The sequence below is a fragment of the Mycobacterium asiaticum genome (assembly GCF_001673365.1).
GTDB lineage: Bacteria > Actinomycetota > Actinomycetes > Mycobacteriales > Mycobacteriaceae > Mycobacterium > Mycobacterium asiaticum_A.
On sequence record NZ_LZLS01000214.1, the window covers coordinates 18,865 to 34,793 of the forward strand.

The following is a 15,929-nucleotide window of genomic DNA, read 5'->3' on the forward strand; positions in this document are numbered from 1 at the left end:
TTCTCACGGCGAACCCAGCCTATCCCTGCGGGGCAGAAGCGAATCGGGTGTCGGTGTAGGTGCGCAGATTGCGCAGGAATCGCCGCAGCGCCATGTTCAGTACCGGCCCGAACAACACCATGCCAAGCCCGGCGCCGCGGGCCGGTTTCTGGGCCATCGTCCAGGTCAGCCGGCACCCGCCCGGGATAACCTCGACACGATAGTCTTCGGCAAACGCCGCGACAGCCTTCGTCGAGCACTCGTTGAACCGAAAAGCCATGTGCGTGAACGGTTCCCAGGCGATGAATTCTTCGTCGCCGACGATTCCGCCTCGCATCTCCACGATGCGGGTGGTGCCCACCGCGCGGGGCTCGGGGCTGGTCCAGGTCACCTTGGTGATCACTTTCGCCCACCGTGGCCAGGACTCGGCGTCACCGAGTACTTCGAACAACTGCTCGGGCGTGATGGCCAAATCGACGCTGTTGCGGAAGCGGTACGGCGCGTTCTCGACGAAGCTCAGATCGATGCGTTCGCAAGGGTGCATGGCTAACCCTAATTGGGGCCCTAATTGGGGCCCTAATTGGGGCCCTAACCGGGGCCTTCGCTCGCGGCCGCCAGCAGCGGCACGATCACATCGCTGATCGGGGTCGGCAGGCCATGCGCTCTGGCCTTGCGAATGATGACGCCGTTGCGCAGGTCCCATTCCAAGCGCCGGTGCTGCTCGCGGTCGGCCAGGATCGAGGTGCCCATGTCCTCGGGAACCGCCCGGAAAGAGTCCACCATCGCATCGACGACGTCCGCATCGAGCTGGGCGCCCTCGGCGCGGGCCACGGCCAGGCACTCCGCGACATAACGTCGGGAGAGTTCGGCGACGTCGTCGCGGCGGAACATGCCGGATCGTCGCCCGGTCAGCACCATCAACCCGGCCAGGGCATTGACCAGCAGCTTGCGCCAATTCACGGTGACGAAGTCCGGATCGCAGTCCACCCGGCAGCCGGCCGCGCGCAGCATCTCGGCCAACATCTCGGCCGCGGACCCGCTGGGCAGCACCAGGGCCGCCTGCCCGCGCAGTCGCACCCACCCCTGCGGCTGGGTCTCCGCCGAGAACCAGACGCTGCCGGGAATGACGGTCGAATCCGGACACAGTGGTTGCACCTGCTCGACCTGCTCGACTCCGTTCTGCAGGACGCACACCACTGTGCGCTCGTCGCACAGCCGCGCCAACCAGCCTGCCGCCGCGTCGTTCTGGGTTGATTTGACTGCCAGGATCAGCACATCCACCGGGCCGTCAACCGCCGACGGGTCGGTGTGTACGGGACCGGGCACCACAATTCGTTCCCCGTCGTCGGGACGCAGTTCGACGGCATCCCGCGGCCGGTGTCCGCACAGCAGCACCCGGTGCCCGGCGGCGTGCAACAGCGCGGCAATCGTCGTACCGACCGCGCCAGGACCCACCAGGGCGGTGTTGGTTGTGTGCATTCTTTAGACTGAGCAGTCATTCCGCCCGGTGTAAAGGAGTATTTGTGCTGCGCAGCCACGCCGCAGGTTCGCTACGGGATGGCGATGCCGGGCAGCAGGTGACCCTCGCGGGCTGGGTGGCGCGCCGCCGCGACCACGGCGGCGTCATCTTCATCGACCTGCGCGACGCATCGGGGGTCAGCCAGGTGGTATTCCGCGACCCACAGGTGCTGGCCCAGGCGCACCGGTTGCGCTCGGAGTTCTGCGTCGCGGTCACCGGCGTCGTGGAAATCCGCCCGGAAGGCAACGCGAACCCCGAAATTCCCACCGGTGACATCGAGGTCAACGCCACCTCGCTGACCGTGCTCGGCGAATCCGCGCCGCTGCCGTTCCAGCTCGACGAGCCGGCGGGGGAGGAGCTGCGGCTGAAGTACCGCTACCTCGACCTGCGCCGTGACGAGCCGGCCGCGGCAATTCGGTTGCGCTCCAAGGTGAATGCCGCCGCCCGCGAAGTGCTGGCGCGGCACGACTTCGTCGAGATCGAGACGCCGACGATCACTCGTTCGACACCGGAGGGGGCGCGCGACTTCCTGGTGCCGGCCCGGCTGCGTCCCGGAACGTTCTACGCGCTGCCGCAGAGCCCGCAGCTGTTCAAGCAGCTGCTGATGGTGGCCGGGATGGAGCGCTACTACCAGATCGCGCGCTGCTATCGCGACGAGGACTTCCGCGCCGACCGCCAGCCCGAATTCACCCAACTCGACATGGAGCTGAGCTTCGTCGACGTCGAGGACGTCATCGCGATCAGCGAGGAGATCCTGGCCGCGCTGTGGGCGCTGATCGGGTACCAGATTCCCGCGCCGATCCCGCGGATGACCTACGCCGACGCCATGCGCCGCTTCGGTTCGGACAAACCCGACCTGCGGTTCGGCCTGGAGCTCGTCGAGTCCACAGAGTTCTTCTCCGACACCACATTCCGGGTGTTCCAGGCGCCCTATGTCGGTGCGGTGGTGATGCCCGGCGGCGCCTCCCAGCCGCGCCGCACCTTGGACGGCTGGCAGGAATGGGCCAAACAGCGCGGACACCGCGGGCTGGCCTACGTCTTGGTCGGCGAGGACGGCACGTTGGGCGGGCCGGTCGCCAAGAACCTGTCCGACACCGAGCGCGACGGGCTGGCCGCGCACGTCGGCGCCAAGCCGGGGGACTGCATCTTCTTTTCGGCCGGCCCGGTCAAAGCCTCCCGCGCGCTGCTCGGCGCGGCACGCATTGAAGTCGCCCATCGGCTCGGCCTGATCGACCCGGACGCTTGGGCGTTCGTCTGGGTGGTCGACCCGCCGCTGTTCGAGCCCGCCGAAGACGCCACCGCCTCCGGCGACGTCGCGGTCGGCTCTGGGGCGTGGACCGCTGTGCACCACGCGTTCACCTCGCCCAAGCCCGGGCACGCGGACAGCCTCGAATCCGACCCCGGCGCGGTGTTGGCCGACGCCTACGACATCGTGTGCAACGGCAACGAGATCGGCGGCGGCTCGATTCGTATCCACCGCCGCGACATTCAGGAACGGGTGTTCGCCGTGATGGGGCTGGGCGCGGACGAGGCCCAAGAGAAATTCGGATTCCTGTTGGAAGCCTTCACATTCGGCGCCCCGCCACACGGCGGGATCGCGTTCGGTTGGGACCGGATCAACGCGCTGCTGTCCGGCGTCGACTCGATCCGGGAGGTGATCGCGTTCCCCAAGACCGGCGGCGGCGTGGACCCGCTGACCGACGCGCCGGCGCCGATTACCGCCCAGCAGCGCAAGGAGTCGGGAATAGACGCCAAACCCAAGGCGGTTGACGGGGCATAACCCCCGCGCCGGCTTAGCCGTCGCCCCGATGACGCAGAACGAGGAGCGGCGCAATGTCCCAAATGCCGGACACCGAGACGATCAAGTCTTTCAATCAGCAAATCGCCGAAGAGTTCCGCGCGAACGAGGGCAAGGTCGGCGGTCAGTTCCAGAACTCCGACATTCTGCTGCTGACCACGACCGGAGCCAAGTCGGGCCAGCCCCGCCTGTCGCCGCTGGCCTACTTGCGCATCGACGGCAAGCTCATCATCATCGGATCCTTCGCCGGCGCCGACGTCAATCCGGCCTGGGTGCACAACCTGCGCGCCAACCCGGCGGCGCACATCGAAGTCGGAACCGACGCCTTCGACGTCACCGCGCGGGAATTGCCCCCGGCGGAACGCGACGAGATATTTCCGAAGGTCACCGCCGCAGCGCCCGGCTTTGCCGAATACCAGGCCAAGACCAGCCGAATCATTCCCCTGTTCGAGTTGCAGCGGATTTAGCGGGCCGTTCGGGGCCGAACTTCGGCGCGCGTCTCCGCGTGGGCGCGGTCTCTGCGGTAAGTAAGCCAAATGGCTACTTCGCTGGTTTCCAGGACCGCCGAGCACGGTACCGCCGCTTTCCGTCGGCTCCGCAGCGTGCTGTTTCCGATCGCGCAGACGGCGACCGCTTCCGGCCTCGCCTGGTACCTGGCTCACGACGTGGTCGGGCACCATCACCCGTTCTTCGCGCCGGTGGCCGCGGCGGTCTGCCTGTCGGCCAGCAACGTGTTGCGAACCCAACGCGCCGTTCAGATGATCATCGGCGTCACGTTCGGGATCGTGCTGGGTGCGGCGGTACAGACGGTGCTGGGCACCGGAGCGATCGCCATCGCGGTCGCGGTGCTCATCTCGTTGTCCGGTGCGGTGTTGATCGGACAGGGCTACATCGCACAGGGTCTGATGTTCTTTAACCAAATCACCGTCTCTGCGACCCTCGTCATCACGGTGTCCCGCAGCGGCGACATCGTCGAGCGTCTGCAAGACACGCTGATCGGCGGTGGTCTGGCGATCGCCTTCGCCGCCCTGCTGTTCCCAGGCGACCCGCTGAAGGTACTGCGCAACGCTCGGCGCAACGTACTGGCCGCCGTACACGACGTGCTCGTGCACTGCGCCGAAGTGGTCGGCGGCCGCGCCCCGGCACCCGACTGGCCGTTGCCGGACGTCGAGCGGGTGAACCAGCAGTTGGCGCTGCTCATGCAGGCCCGGATATCGGCGAAGCAGACGTTGGCCGCGCCGCGGCGGTGGGGCGTACGCGACCGAGCGGTAGCGGCGGACCGGCAAACCGTGCATGTGGCGGTTCTCGCCGGATCGTCGCTGCATCTGGCCCGGGTCGTCACCACCGCCGCCGCGGACGGTCCCCAGGCCGTACGCGCAGCCACCGACGAGTTGGTCGCCGGCGTTGCGCTCGCCGACGCGGATCCCGCCGCCGCGGCCGCACATGTGGCAGCCGCCCGCCGTGAAGCATCCGCTCTGGCAACCGCCGCCCGCACCGGCCGAGATTGGGCGCTGGTCGAAGGGGTACAGACGTGCCTCGAAGACTTGCAACAGGTCATCCACCTCGCGCAGTGACGCCGCTCGGCGTCTTAGAAGGCGGCTTAGATGGGTGGATGAGCACTTTGCTGCGGAATCGACTGGCCGATGGCGGCCACGCGGCCACCCATCGGTTGCGGGCCGCGCTGTGGCCCATTGTGCAGACCTCGGTCGCCGCAGGCACGGCGTGGTATCTCACCCACGACGTCTTGCACCACCCCCAACCGTTCTTTGCGCCGATCGCCGCCGTGGTGTGCATGTCGGCGTCCAACGTGCTGCGCGCGCGTCGGGCCGGGCAGATGATCGTCGGGGTCACCCTGGGGATCGTGCTCGGTGCGGGCGTCCAGGAGCTGCTGGGCACCGGCGGGGTGGCGTTCGGGGTGGCAGTCTTCGTGGCTTTGGGTGTCGCGGTGCTGATTGGAACCGGCTTCATCGCCCAGGGCTTGATGTTCGTCAACCAGACCGCCGTATCGGCGACTCTGGTACTGGCTTTCGCGCACAGCGCAGGGATGGTCGGTGAACGCCTCTTCGACGCCTTGGTCGGGGGAGGGCTGGCATTCGCGTTCAGCATCCTGTTATTTCCGGCAAACCCGGTGAAGGTGCTGCTCACCGCGCGCGCGGGAGTGCTGCGGGCTCTGCATGACACGCTCGAGGAGATCGAACAGGTTTTGAGCGATCCGCAGCGTGCCGCTCCGGAATGGCCGCTGGCCTGCGTCGACCGGTTACACAACCAATTGGGCGCACTCACCGAGGCCCGCAGCACGGCTCGGCTGATCGTTCGCCGAGCCCCGCTGCGCCTGACGATGCGTCCGAGGATCGACTCGGTGGACCAGCAAGCGGCCCGATTAGGTCTGTTGGCCAGCGCCGTGCTGCAACTCGCACGAAGCATCATCCCGCCCGTTGACGAGGGGCAGGTAGAGCCGTTGCGTGCCGCGGTAGCCGACTTGGTTCAGGCCACCTCCGCCGCGGACCTCAGCACCGAGGAGGCCTGCGGGCACACCGCGGCGGCCCGCGAACATGCGGCCGACCTGGAATCGGGCGCCCGCACCCGACGCGATGCGCTGCTGGCCGACATCGTGCGCAGTTGCATCGACGACCTGCAGGCCGTGATCGACTGCCCCCGGCACTGAACGTTCATTGCGAGTTGGCGAGAAACTCCTTGACCAGGCGCTTCGGCGCTTGGACCAGCCAAGCCTCGATGATCAGGTCTTCGAGGTCATGCACGCTGATGTTGGCCAGTTTCACCAGTACCGCGGCATAGCCATCAAAGTGCGGGGTGGTGAAATACACCTCTGGCTCGTCTGCGACCAGCGCGAATTTGACTCCCTCGTCGGACACCCGGACACCGAGAATGTCACCGCTGGGCGGCTCCAAACCGGCCTCCCAACTAGCCTTTGTCAACGCCTCGCGGTCGGAGGCGCGCAGCGGTCGCTCCCACGCCATCAGCTTCTTTCCGACCCGCCAGTCCCGCGGTGCCTGCTCGATGGTCAGCGGCAGCTCCCCGGCAATGCGGGCGACATCGTCCCAGGTGGCCACGTTTTGATTGTGCGCCGTGGCCGCCCGACTGCGGAAGATTTATCGGCGAACTAGCCCAGTTGCGATAACGGCGCCGCCTGACCGAGCCATGCCGACAGCTTCTCGTAGACCAACGGATGATTGAGCAGGTCGAAGTGGTTCAGACCGGTAAGGGTGAGCCCGTGGGCGTCCTCGAACGGGACTTGTCGGCGCCGACCGCGACCTGCCGCGCTCTTCGGGCGCACCAGATGGTCGCCGACCAACAGGCCCAGTGCGCGGGGCGCGGCGGTGGTCGAGACGAAGTGGTAGACCGCGTCGGGCAGGAACGGCACTTGCTGGCAGCGGTCCCGCAGGACCTCGTCCGGGTCACAGTCACGCCAGTCCTCGTCGAGCAATGCGCCGTACCGCAGGTCCTTCACTCCGGCGCTGCGGCTATTGAGAAAAGACGCCAGGCCGCGCGTTTCCGGCAACTTGGCCAGCGCCCACGATGCGGCGTTGACGCCCTTCTCCAGGTCAGCGCCAAGATGCGGCGAACCCAAGCACACCACGTGCCGCACGGCGCGGGTCCAGGGATGTTGCTGTTCGAGCCCGTAGTGGCAGGCGCTGCGCGCGACCAGCCCGCCCATCGAGTGGCCAACCAGGGCAACCTCTTCGACCGGCACCGGCCACAGCGCCTGCAGCCGGTTCAGCAGGTCTGCCAGCGCCTGTCCGTTCTGCGAGATGTGTAACCCGCTGTTGTAGCGCACAAAGACCGGTGTGAAGCCAAGATCCTTGCGCAGTCGTTTCCCATAGGGGCGGAGCGTCTCTCCGGTCCGCGGCGGACGCCACCACGACCGTTCGGTCATGCACCAGCCGTGCGTGAACACCACGATGCGGCCGGTGTGCTTCGGGAACGCCTGTCTGATGGATTCGGCGTCCAGTGCCACCGGTTGTCCCTTGCGCCGGATCTGCATGCTCAGCGCGAAGCCGTTGTCGCGGCTGGTCAGCTCGTCGCCGTAGATCCCGTTGACCGCTGCAATCGCCGCCGCGATGCGCGGCCGCGCCTGGACCGTCTCGTCCTCGTCGTTGCTCATCGTTTCGGCGGCCAACGCGCCGGCGCCGTACAGCGAGCCTCGGACGGCGCCGTCGACCAGGCTGTAGATCGTCGATGCGGTGGCGTTGTGCACCACCTGCACGGGTTTGGCCGCCGGTCCTATCGAGTCGAAGACTCGACCGGCGATCCCGCGATGCAGGTCGCGGACCAGTCTGGTTGCGACGCGGGTGCCTTCGCCCGCGAGATCTGCCAGCGCTCGAATTTCGTGTCCCTGCACGACTCAGCCCCCCTCGGTTGTTCTAGCTTTGACTCTGCATCCCGGGTGCACTAGTTCGAGACAAGCGTGCCCTCGGCGCAGAGTCAATTCGAAGAGGGAGTTCATGCTGCACGCCGAGTTCTCTGACACCAGGCGCTACCGGGTGACCCATCGCACGGAGTACCGCTACTCCGACGTCGTGACCAGCTCTTACGGGCGCGGCTTCCTTACCCCACGAGACTCCCTGCGGCAGCGGTGCATCGCACACCAACTGCTCATCGACCCAGCGCCGGCCGACAGCTCCACCAGCCGGGACACCTACGGCAACATCAGCTCCTACTTCCACGTCACCCAACCGCACCGCACCTTGACGATCACCAGCGACTCCATCGTCGACGTCGCCCCGCAGGCGGCGGGAATTTACAGCAGCGGAGCCGCGCTGGACGCGTGGGAGGCCGCCCGGCCGAACGGGATCCAGGGGGCGCTGGCCACCGACTTCACCCTCGATCTGACGCCGCCCGAGATCACCGAGGAGGTGCGCGAGTACGCGGCGCCCAGCTTCACCTCCGGTCGCCCACTGGTGGAAGTGCTGCGCGACCTTGCGTCTCGGATCTTCCGCGACTTCACTTACCGGTCCGGAACAACGACCGTTTCCACCCGAGTCGAGGAGGTTCTGCGGGCCCGGGAGGGGGTATGCCAAGACTTCGCGAGGCTGGCGATCGCCTGCCTGCGTGCCAATGGTCTGGCGGCTTGCTACGTCTCCGGGTATCTGGCCACTGACCCGCCCCCGGGAAAGGATCGGATGATAGGCATTGACGCCACCCATGCCTGGGCGTCGGTGTGGACGCCACAGCAGCCAGGTCAATTCGAGTGGCTCGGACTGGATCCCACCAACGATCAATTGGTCGACCAGCGTTACATCGTGGTCGGGCGGGGTCGCGACTATGCGGATGTGCCGCCATTGCGCGGCGTCATCTACACCAACTCCGAGCGCAGTGTGATCGATGTCGCCGTTGACGTCGTTCCGTTCGAAGGACATTCGCTGAATGCGTGACTTCCATTGCCCAAATTGCGGTCAGCGCCTGGCATTCGAGAACTCCGAATGTCTGGCCTGCGGCAGCGCGTTGGGATTCTCGCTCGAGCAGATGGCGCTGCTGGTGATTGCCAAGCGGGACGAAAACAGCGATCACGCCGGTGCGGTGGCGGCCAACGAATATCAGCTGTGCGCCAATCTATATGTCGCCGAATGCAATTGGCTGGTGCCGGTGAGCCAGCCCGGTGGCCTGTGTGAGTCGTGCGCGCTGACGATCGAGCGGCCCAACGACAACGACCCCGTCGGGTTGGCCGAGTTCGCGCGGGCCGAAGCAGCCAAGCGACGACTGGTGGCCGAACTTAACGAGTTGGGGCTGCCGATCATCGGACGCTTCCAGGATCCGGACTACGGATTGGCCTTCCGGCTGCTGTCCAGTGCGCACGAACAGGTGATCACCGGCCACGAAAACGGAGTCATCACAATAGATTTGGCCGAGGGCGACGATGTGCACCGCGAGCAGTTGCGCGTGGAGATGGAAGAGCCGTACCGCACCCTGCTGGGACACTTTCGCCACGAGGTGGGGCACTATTACTTCTACCGGCTGATCCGTTCGCCGGAGTACTTGGCGCGGTTCAACGAATTGTTCGGTGATCCGGACGCCGACTACCAAGAGGCGCTCGACCGTCACTACAGCGAGGGTGCACCCGCGGGTTGGCAGGAGACCTACGTGTCGTCATACGCCACCATGCATCCCGCCGAGGACTGGGCCGAGACGTTCGCGCACTACCTGCACATCCGCGACACCCTCGACACCTCGGCGTCCTGCGGGCTGGCCCCGGCGGCCGCGACATTCGACCGACCACCGCTGGGCCCCAGCGCTTTTCCGACCATCATCGAGATGTGGCTGCCGTTGTCGTGGTCGCTGAACATGGTGAACAGGTCGATGGGGCACGACGATCTGTATCCGTTCGTGCTGCCGCCGGCGGTGCTGGACAAAATGCAGTTCGTGCACACCGTGATCGACGAGGTCACCAGCTAGGGCTCGGCACAACTAGGCGGGCATCGTGCGGCGCTCGTTGCCGCCCCACAGCGGCTGCGTGCCACCGGGCAGCGCTAGTTGTGTCGAGGTGATCACGTCGGCCAGGTCGCGTAGCGCCGCGTGCACCGCGGTGAGCAGATCGGCCAACTCGGCGCGACGCCCGTCGGTAATCTCTTCCAGCTCAGCGGGATCCGACCGGCGCATCCGGGTGCTGATCTCCTCGACGATCCGTTCGGGCCGGGAGGACCCCGACGAGCCGGGTAGGTCCTTGAGGTTGGCGCGCAACCGCTCCAGCTGAAACAGCAGCGAACGCGGGTTCTGCGCGTCGAACAGCATCAAGTCGGTCACTGCGGCAACGCTGATCTTGCCCAGCGTGCGTCGCCGGTAGATGACCGACGACTCGCAAGCCACCAGCGTCGCCTCCACGATGGATTGTTCGGCGACGGTGCCGCGCACCGTGGTCAGGGTGTCGGCCAGCAGCGCGGTCAGCCACAGGCCTCGTTCGATGCGTTTGCCGATGTCCATCATCGTCCAGCCGACGTCGTGCACCATCGACTCGCCGGCCACCCCGGAAAGGGTCAGCATCCCGGCCAGCGCCTGGGACTGCGCCGAGGCCAGCAATGCGTCGGCTTCGGCCAGCGACTGCGGCGGGTCCGACCGCAGCCCGACGGCCCGTTCCACGTTGGCAAGCACCATCCAGGTGTCGTTGGACAATTGGTCGCGCACCGCCCGGGCGGCTAACGCCAGTCCGTCCACCGACTGCACCAGCGATCCGGGCCGGTCCGGGTCCACCGTCATCGCCCACAACATCGACGGTGCGACGGCGATCATCTCGGCCTTGTCCGATCCGTCGGCGGCGGCGCCGGTATCGGTCCCGGTGATCTGGCCCAGGGCGGCCATCAGGACTGGCACGCACTCGCTTTCCTCGCTGTCCTGATTGTGGCGGTAAATGTGGAAGCGCTCGCGGGCGACGATGAGCAGCCGCGCCATGTTCTCGGCCCGTTCGCCGTAGCGGCCCATCCAGAACAAGTCCGACAGTACGCGCGGTGAACTGACCGCCCAGCCCGCACCGGTAGCCGCCGGCAATCCGATTTCCAGCGGTTGCGGTGCTGACGGCAGGGTTACCGCTTCGGCGAGGGCGCGCTCCGTGGGGCGTACCCAGACATCTTTAGCTGCAACAGTTCTCAGCATGAATGCGCCGGGCTCGGGGCCCAGTACGTAGCCCAGGCCGCCGATCATCGGGGCATAGCCACCGCGTTGGGCGACGGTGAACAACCGCATTCCGACGCCGGCCGAGGACAACACGCCGGTGTGGTCGCTCGGTGCCGATGAGAACCTCGGTAGCTCCTGGCCCGCCCACCGCCACGGTTCGTCTTGGATACGTGCGGCCAGGTCGGACAATTGCGTCGACGAAAGTGCCGGGCCGACAAGGGTTTCCCCGCCGTCGGTGGGCCTGATCAACAGCTTGGAAAGGTTGGTCACCAAGTGCGAACATTCGCCAGGGATACCGCCCCAGTACACCGGTGTGGTGGGCAGCAACGGGTCTTCGCCTAGCAGGCGTTTGGCCAATTCCGGCAGAAAGCGAAGCAGCCCAGGGCTTTCCAGGACACCACTGCCCAGCGTGTTCACCACGGTCACCGTTCCACGGTGCAGTGCTTCCACGAGTCCGACCACCCCAAGCCGGGAGTCAGTGCGCAGGTCCAGTGGATCGGTGTACACCGCGTCGACGCGGCGCAGTACCACGTCGACGCGCTTGAGGGTACCCAGCGAGCGCATCCACAGCTTGCCGTCGCGGACCACCAAGTCCGCGCTCTCCACGAGCGGAAAACCCAGCAGCGTCGCCAGATACGCCTGGTCGAACGCGGTCTCGGAATAGATACCGGGGCTGAGCACCACCACCACCGGGTCCTGCACCACATCGGGTGCGGCGTCGATCAGGGCCAGCCGCAGCGCCTGCACGAACGGGGTGGTCGGGCGCGGCGCAATCTGTTCGTACAGGTCTGGATTGGCGTGCGCCAGCACGCGCCGATCGGCCAGCGCATAGCCGGCACCCGACGGCGCCTGCGTCCAGTCGCCGTTCACCTGGAAACCGCCGTCCGGGAGCCGGCTGAGATCGACGCCGTGCATGAACAACTGGTGGCGGCCGGGGACCGTGATGCCATTGGCGGGCCGCACGTAACCCGGATGGGCGTAGAGCAGCTGGGGCGGCAGCAGGCCTTCGGTGAGCAGCCTGCGCGGCCCGTACAGGTCGGCCAGCACCGCGTCGAGCAGGCGGGACCGCTGCACCAGCCCGGCTTCGAGCACCGCCCAGTCGGCGGCGGACACCACCAGCGGCAGTGTGTCCAGATTCCACGGCCTAGGTTCCGGGAGCGCGTGACCGGCCTCGCGGGTGTGGGGGTCCGCGACTCCGGTGTAGGTGATGCCGTCGTGGTCGATCAGGCTGCGTACGACGGAACGAAGGCGGTCCAGACCAATCCGGCCGCACTCGGCGATTTCATCGGCGAGCTCGTCCCAACCCGCACGGACGTTGCCGTCGGCGTCGACGAACTCGTCGTACCCGCCGCCCGTCCCGTCCCGCAGGTCGAACAGCGCCTCCTGGGCGCGCGCGGTGCGGTAACCGGCGAGCAAGCGGTCGGCGTCGTAGCGGTCCGCGGCGCTCGGGGCCGCTGTCGCACTCACGCCGGCTGCCATCGCTGTGCCAGTTCTGCGGGGCGCCATTACTGCTGCACGGTACGCACGCGCCGCAAATCGAGAATGCTTGGCGCGCCGATATCGATGAAGAATTCAAAGGTGTCACTGGTGCGGTGGCCCAGCGCAACTTTGCTACTCATAACCGAATGATCCCATCAGAACAAACAGCCGCCCACATCGCTGGCTTGCGTTGCGGGCGGCTGTCATTCGCGCGTTCAGCCGCGCGGTGCTGCTATGAGTACTGCTGTCCCGGGTACTGCTGACCCGGATACTGCTGACCCTGCTGCTGGCCAGGCGGCAGGCCGGTTTGCTCCAACGGAGCCACCTGGCCGCCCGTCAGCTTGCGGTACGCATACACCTGGATCAGGTATGCGATCGGCAGGGCCGCAATCAAGCCGATGCCGCACACGAATTGGCCGACCAGTAACACCGCCGACTGGACGAGCCAGGTCAGCAGGGCTGGCCCGACGTTGGCCCTGGCCGTCGCGATACTGGCTTTGACGGCTTCGACCGGGGACAGGTTGCGGTCCACCGCGAAGGGGACTGCGAACATCGTCAGGAAGGCGAAGATCAGCCCCGGGATGTAGCACAGCACGCTGCCGATTGCGACGCCGACCAGCACCAGCAGCGCGGTGAGAACCGCCCCGCCGAGGTTGCGCGGTTTGAGGAAGCTTCCCGCTGTCACGGGCTTTCCGTCCGCCACATCAAGCGCTCCCGAGACGAGAGAGGCCTGCATATACACGCTCAGTGCGAAGACCAACAGGCCGACGACGCCGCTAATGGCGAGCGCCCCGAGTCCGAAGCCGGCGTCCCCGCTGCTGTACGTCGTCGTCCCGGTGTACGGATCATAGGTGCGTTCACTTGCGCTCATCGCGGAGGCGATGACCGCTACGTACAGGACGATGAGGGGGATCAGGATGCCGAGGGCGAAGACGGCGCCAGGCACGAGCATCGCGCCGATGTTCTTGGTGAACTTGCCCCACGCCCAGCTGAAGGCATCGCCGACGCTGAATGGGGCGCCCGACGGGCCGCCACCGGGGCCGGCCGGCGGTGGATATCCCGACGGTTGGGAACCCGGTGCGCCGTAGCCGCTGCCGGGCGGCGGGGGCGGCGGCGTGCTGTAGCCGGGAGCCTGGTAGCCGCCGGGCGGACCCTGCGGCTTGCTGAAGTCCGGCGGCGACGGCGGTGCGCCGTAGCCGGGCGGCGGCGGTGGCGGTGCGCCGTAACCCGGTGGTGGTGGCGGGGGCGTGCCGTGACGCGGCTGGGGCGGATAGCCCGGAGGGTCGGACGGGTTGCCTGGATATTCTGGCGGCTGGCTCATCGCTGTCCTTGTTGCCTCGTAGTTCGCTCTTGTCGATCGGGGCGTAGCAAACGGGAACTTAGCAAATATGTGTCGATAACGCGCGCATTGGCGGGCGTCTAGATGTGCATTGCGTGGGAGTGCTTGCCTACCGAGGCTCTGGTTTGCACCGCGTGGTATGCCTGAAGTCGTGTCCGACGGTCTCTTTGACCTGCCCGGTGCGCCGCGGTCGGGCGGTCCCGACATGACTGGTTCGGCCGCTCCGTTGGCGGTACGGATGCGTCCGGCTTCGCTGGAAGAAGTGGTCGGCCAGCAGCATCTGCTGGCGCCCGGTTCGCCGTTGCGCCGCCTGGTCGAGGGCTCCGGTGTCGCCTCGGCGATTCTTTACGGGCCGCCCGGCAGCGGTAAGACGACGCTGGCCGCGCTCATCTCCCAGGCCACCGGACGTCGGTTCGAGGCACTGTCGGCGTTGTCGGCGGGCGTCAAGGAGGTGCGGGCGGTAATCGAGAAGGCGCGCTTGAGTGCGCTTTCCGGCGAGCAGACCGTGCTGTTTATCGACGAGGTGCACCGCTTCTCCAAGACCCAGCAGGACGCCCTGTTGGCGGCGGTGGAGAACCGGGTGGTGCTGCTGGTGGCGGCGACCACGGAGAACCCGTCGTTCTCGGTGGTGGCACCGTTGCTGTCGCGATCGCTAATTCTGCAATTGCGGCCGCTGGCTGCCGAGGACATCCGAACCGTGGTGCAGCGCGCGATCGACGATCCGCGCGGACTCGGCGGCAAGGTCACCGTCGCGCCCGATGCCGTCGACCTATTGGTGCAACTGGCCGCGGGCGACGCCCGGCGAGCTTTGACCGCGCTGGAGGTGGCTTCGGAGGCTTCGGATCACGTGGCTGTCGAAACCATCGAACAGTCCCTGGATCGGGCCGCGGTGCGCTATGACCGCGACGGCGACCAGCACTACGACGTGGTCAGCGCATTCATCAAGTCGGTGCGCGGTTCGGATGTAGACGCGGCACTGCACTATCTGGCGCGCATGCTGGTGGCGGGGGAGGACCCGCGGTTCATTGCGCGCCGGCTGATGATCCTGGCCAGTGAGGACATCGGCATGGCCGATCCGACTGCGCTGCTGGTCGCGGTCGCCGCGGCGCAGACAGTGGCGTTGATCGGCATGCCGGAGGCGCAGTTGACGCTGGCGCACGCCACGGTTCACCTGGCGACCGCGCCCAAATCCAATGCCGTGACGACGGCGCTGGGGGCGGCGATCGGCGACATCAAGGCGGGCAAGGCGGGCCTGGTACCGCCGCATTTGCGCGACGGGCACTATTCGGGCGCGGCAGCCCTCGGTAATGCGCAGGGCTACAAGTACTCCCACGACGACCCTGACGGCGTTGTGCCGCAACAATATCCGCCGGACGAGCTGGTCGGAGTGGACTACTACCGCCCGACTGGGCGCGGCTCAGAACGGGAGATCACCGGCCGCCTGGACCGGTTGCGGGCGATCATCCGTCGCCGAACGTAAAGCTAGCTTCACGCTCGGCGCCGAACGTGACGCTGGCCGCACGCTCGGCGATCTGGAACTAGACCAGCTCGGGCACCCGCAAGTGCGCCAGCGCCAACTCGAACTCGCCGACGTCCTCCTGGTCGACGCCGAGGTCGCGCAGCATCGCGGTGCGCAGCGAGCGAGCCGGCTCCGAGCAACGTTCCATGGCGTCGAGGCTGTCGTAGGTCACCGACGCCACCGCCCGCGCGGACACCGGGTCGACCAGCAGACTGGCGCTGCAGAAGCCCTCGAAGTCTTCGACGGCAGGCAGCACGGCCCACCGGTAGAAGTCGATGGCGCGCTCGAACTGCTCGGGCCGGGCGCGCAGCCAGGTCGCTCGCACGCAGGCGCCCGGGGCGGAGTGATGGTCGCGGTGCAGTACGGCGATCTGCCACTGATCGACCACCGCGCTCCCGCCGAATACCTCGACCGCCCGATAACGCACCGGCCAGATGCGTTCGGCGCTTGACTGCATCGCCTGCTCGCTGGCCCACGAACTCGTCGCGATGCATCTGCCTGAGCTGCGGTCGACCAGCAACGAGACTCCCAGGCATCCGTCCATCTCGCCGAGCGCGGGCATCACGACGTCGCGAACATGCGCGATTCCCTGCCCGATCGACGAGCGTTGCGCCTGAATTGTGGTTGAGCGTGCGTACACGGTCGGGCACCTCCTGTGTCTCGGCGGCGGCGC

Annotated in this window: 14 protein-coding genes; 7 read left to right on the forward strand and 7 right to left on the reverse strand. The window is 67.1% G+C overall.

Translation table 11 applies throughout. The annotated features are described in order from the left end of the window. Positions 1-19: 19 nt before the first annotated feature. Together A5634_RS25165 and A5634_RS25170 are read right to left on the reverse strand one after the other, a co-directional pair. A complete protein-coding gene (locus A5634_RS25165; protein WP_065146748.1) occupies positions 20-523 on the reverse strand; it encodes an SRPBCC family protein in 504 nt (167 codons plus the stop codon). A gap of 44 nt (positions 524-567) precedes the next feature. Next, positions 568-1,458, reverse strand: a complete 891-nt coding sequence (locus A5634_RS25170) for an oxidoreductase (protein ID WP_081290655.1) — start codon at positions 1,456-1,458, stop codon at positions 568-570. A gap of 44 nt (positions 1,459-1,502) precedes the next feature. Here A5634_RS25170 and aspS point away from each other — a divergent pair, with 44 nt between their 5' ends. The 4 genes from aspS to A5634_RS25190 all read left to right on the forward strand — a co-directional run bounded on the left by aspS (position 1,503) and on the right by A5634_RS25190 (position 5,961). After that, positions 1,503-3,278, forward strand: coding sequence for an aspartate--tRNA ligase (gene aspS, locus A5634_RS25175; RefSeq protein WP_065146749.1), 1,776 nt, complete (start codon positions 1,503-1,505; stop codon positions 3,276-3,278). A gap of 53 nt (positions 3,279-3,331) precedes the next feature. Continuing rightward, positions 3,332-3,763: a nitroreductase family deazaflavin-dependent oxidoreductase gene (locus A5634_RS25180; RefSeq protein ID WP_065146750.1), complete on the forward strand. Its 432-nt coding sequence runs from the start codon at positions 3,332-3,334 to the stop codon at positions 3,761-3,763. A 69-nt stretch (positions 3,764-3,832) separates the two neighbouring features. Beyond that, on the forward strand, positions 3,833-4,870 hold the full coding sequence (locus A5634_RS25185; RefSeq protein ID WP_065146751.1) for an FUSC family protein: 1,038 nt from the start codon (positions 3,833-3,835) through the stop codon (positions 4,868-4,870). 38 nt (positions 4,871-4,908) lie between these two features. After that, positions 4,909-5,961 (forward strand): FUSC family protein, encoded by a 1,053-nt coding sequence (locus A5634_RS25190; protein WP_065146752.1) that lies wholly within the window; start codon positions 4,909-4,911, stop codon positions 5,959-5,961. A 4-nt stretch (positions 5,962-5,965) separates the two neighbouring features. Here A5634_RS25190 and A5634_RS25195 read toward each other — a convergent pair whose 3' ends face one another. Next, a complete protein-coding gene (locus A5634_RS25195) occupies positions 5,966-6,367 on the reverse strand; it encodes an MmcQ/YjbR family DNA-binding protein (protein ID WP_065146753.1) in 402 nt (133 codons plus the stop codon). 50 nt (positions 6,368-6,417) lie between these two features. Beyond that, on the reverse strand, positions 6,418-7,656 hold the full coding sequence (locus A5634_RS25200) for an esterase/lipase family protein (RefSeq protein WP_065146754.1): 1,239 nt from the start codon (positions 7,654-7,656) through the stop codon (positions 6,418-6,420). A gap of 103 nt (positions 7,657-7,759) precedes the next feature. Between A5634_RS25200 and A5634_RS25205 the strand changes: the two genes are divergently transcribed. Both A5634_RS25205 and A5634_RS25210 read left to right on the forward strand, forming a co-directional pair. After that, positions 7,760-8,689 carry a transglutaminase family protein gene (locus tag A5634_RS25205; RefSeq protein ID WP_065146755.1) on the forward strand — a complete coding sequence of 310 codons (930 nt, stop codon included), beginning with the start codon at positions 7,760-7,762 and terminating at the stop codon, positions 8,687-8,689. Continuing rightward, positions 8,682-9,707, forward strand: coding sequence for a zinc-binding metallopeptidase family protein (locus A5634_RS25210; protein ID WP_065146756.1), 1,026 nt, complete (start codon positions 8,682-8,684; stop codon positions 9,705-9,707). Before A5634_RS25205 ends, A5634_RS25210 begins: the two co-directional genes overlap by 8 nt. 12 nt (positions 9,708-9,719) lie before the next feature. Here the strand turns inward: A5634_RS25210 and A5634_RS25215 are convergent, their stop codons facing one another. Next, on the reverse strand, positions 9,720-12,386 hold the full coding sequence (locus A5634_RS25215; protein ID WP_437340011.1) for a circularly permuted type 2 ATP-grasp protein: 2,667 nt from the start codon (positions 12,384-12,386) through the stop codon (positions 9,720-9,722). A gap of 244 nt (positions 12,387-12,630) precedes the next feature. Continuing rightward, complete coding sequence (locus tag A5634_RS25220; RefSeq protein WP_065146758.1) at positions 12,631-13,719, reverse strand: hypothetical protein; 1,089 nt, start codon at positions 13,717-13,719, stop codon at positions 12,631-12,633. A gap of 157 nt (positions 13,720-13,876) precedes the next feature. Between A5634_RS25220 and A5634_RS25225 the strand changes: the two genes are divergently transcribed. Next, positions 13,877-15,217: a replication-associated recombination protein A gene (locus A5634_RS25225; RefSeq protein ID WP_065146759.1), complete on the forward strand. Its 1,341-nt coding sequence runs from the start codon at positions 13,877-13,879 to the stop codon at positions 15,215-15,217. Positions 15,218-15,275: 58 nt separating this feature from the next. On the opposite strand, the gene A5634_RS25230 is transcribed toward A5634_RS25225, so the two are convergent. Next, positions 15,276-15,896, reverse strand: coding sequence for a hypothetical protein (locus A5634_RS25230; protein ID WP_065146760.1), 621 nt, complete (start codon positions 15,894-15,896; stop codon positions 15,276-15,278). Between the last annotated feature and the right edge of the window lie 33 nt (positions 15,897-15,929).

What these genes read in the sequence shown, in the direction of transcription:
- A5634_RS25180 (WP_065146750.1), top strand. Translation starts at nt 3,332, where the DNA reads ATGTCCCAAATGCCGGACACCGAGACGATCAAGTCTTTCAATCAGCAA.
- A5634_RS25190 (WP_065146752.1), top strand. Translation starts at nt 4,909, where the DNA reads ATGAGCACTTTGCTGCGGAATCGACTGGCCGATGGCGGCCACGCGGCC.
- A5634_RS25170 (WP_081290655.1), bottom strand. Translation starts at nt 1,458, where the DNA reads ATGCACACAACCAACACCGCCCTGGTGGGTCCTGGCGCGGTCGGTACG.
- A5634_RS25220 (WP_065146758.1), bottom strand. Translation starts at nt 13,719, where the DNA reads ATGAGCCAGCCGCCAGAATATCCAGGCAACCCGTCCGACCCTCCGGGC.
- A5634_RS25225 (WP_065146759.1), top strand. Translation starts at nt 13,877, where the DNA reads ATGCCTGAAGTCGTGTCCGACGGTCTCTTTGACCTGCCCGGTGCGCCG.
- A5634_RS25185 (WP_065146751.1), top strand. Translation starts at nt 3,833, where the DNA reads ATGGCTACTTCGCTGGTTTCCAGGACCGCCGAGCACGGTACCGCCGCT.
- A5634_RS25205 (WP_065146755.1), top strand. Translation starts at nt 7,760, where the DNA reads ATGCTGCACGCCGAGTTCTCTGACACCAGGCGCTACCGGGTGACCCAT.
- A5634_RS25165 (WP_065146748.1), bottom strand. Translation starts at nt 523, where the DNA reads ATGCACCCTTGCGAACGCATCGATCTGAGCTTCGTCGAGAACGCGCCG.
- A5634_RS25210 (WP_065146756.1), top strand. Translation starts at nt 8,682, where the DNA reads ATGCGTGACTTCCATTGCCCAAATTGCGGTCAGCGCCTGGCATTCGAG.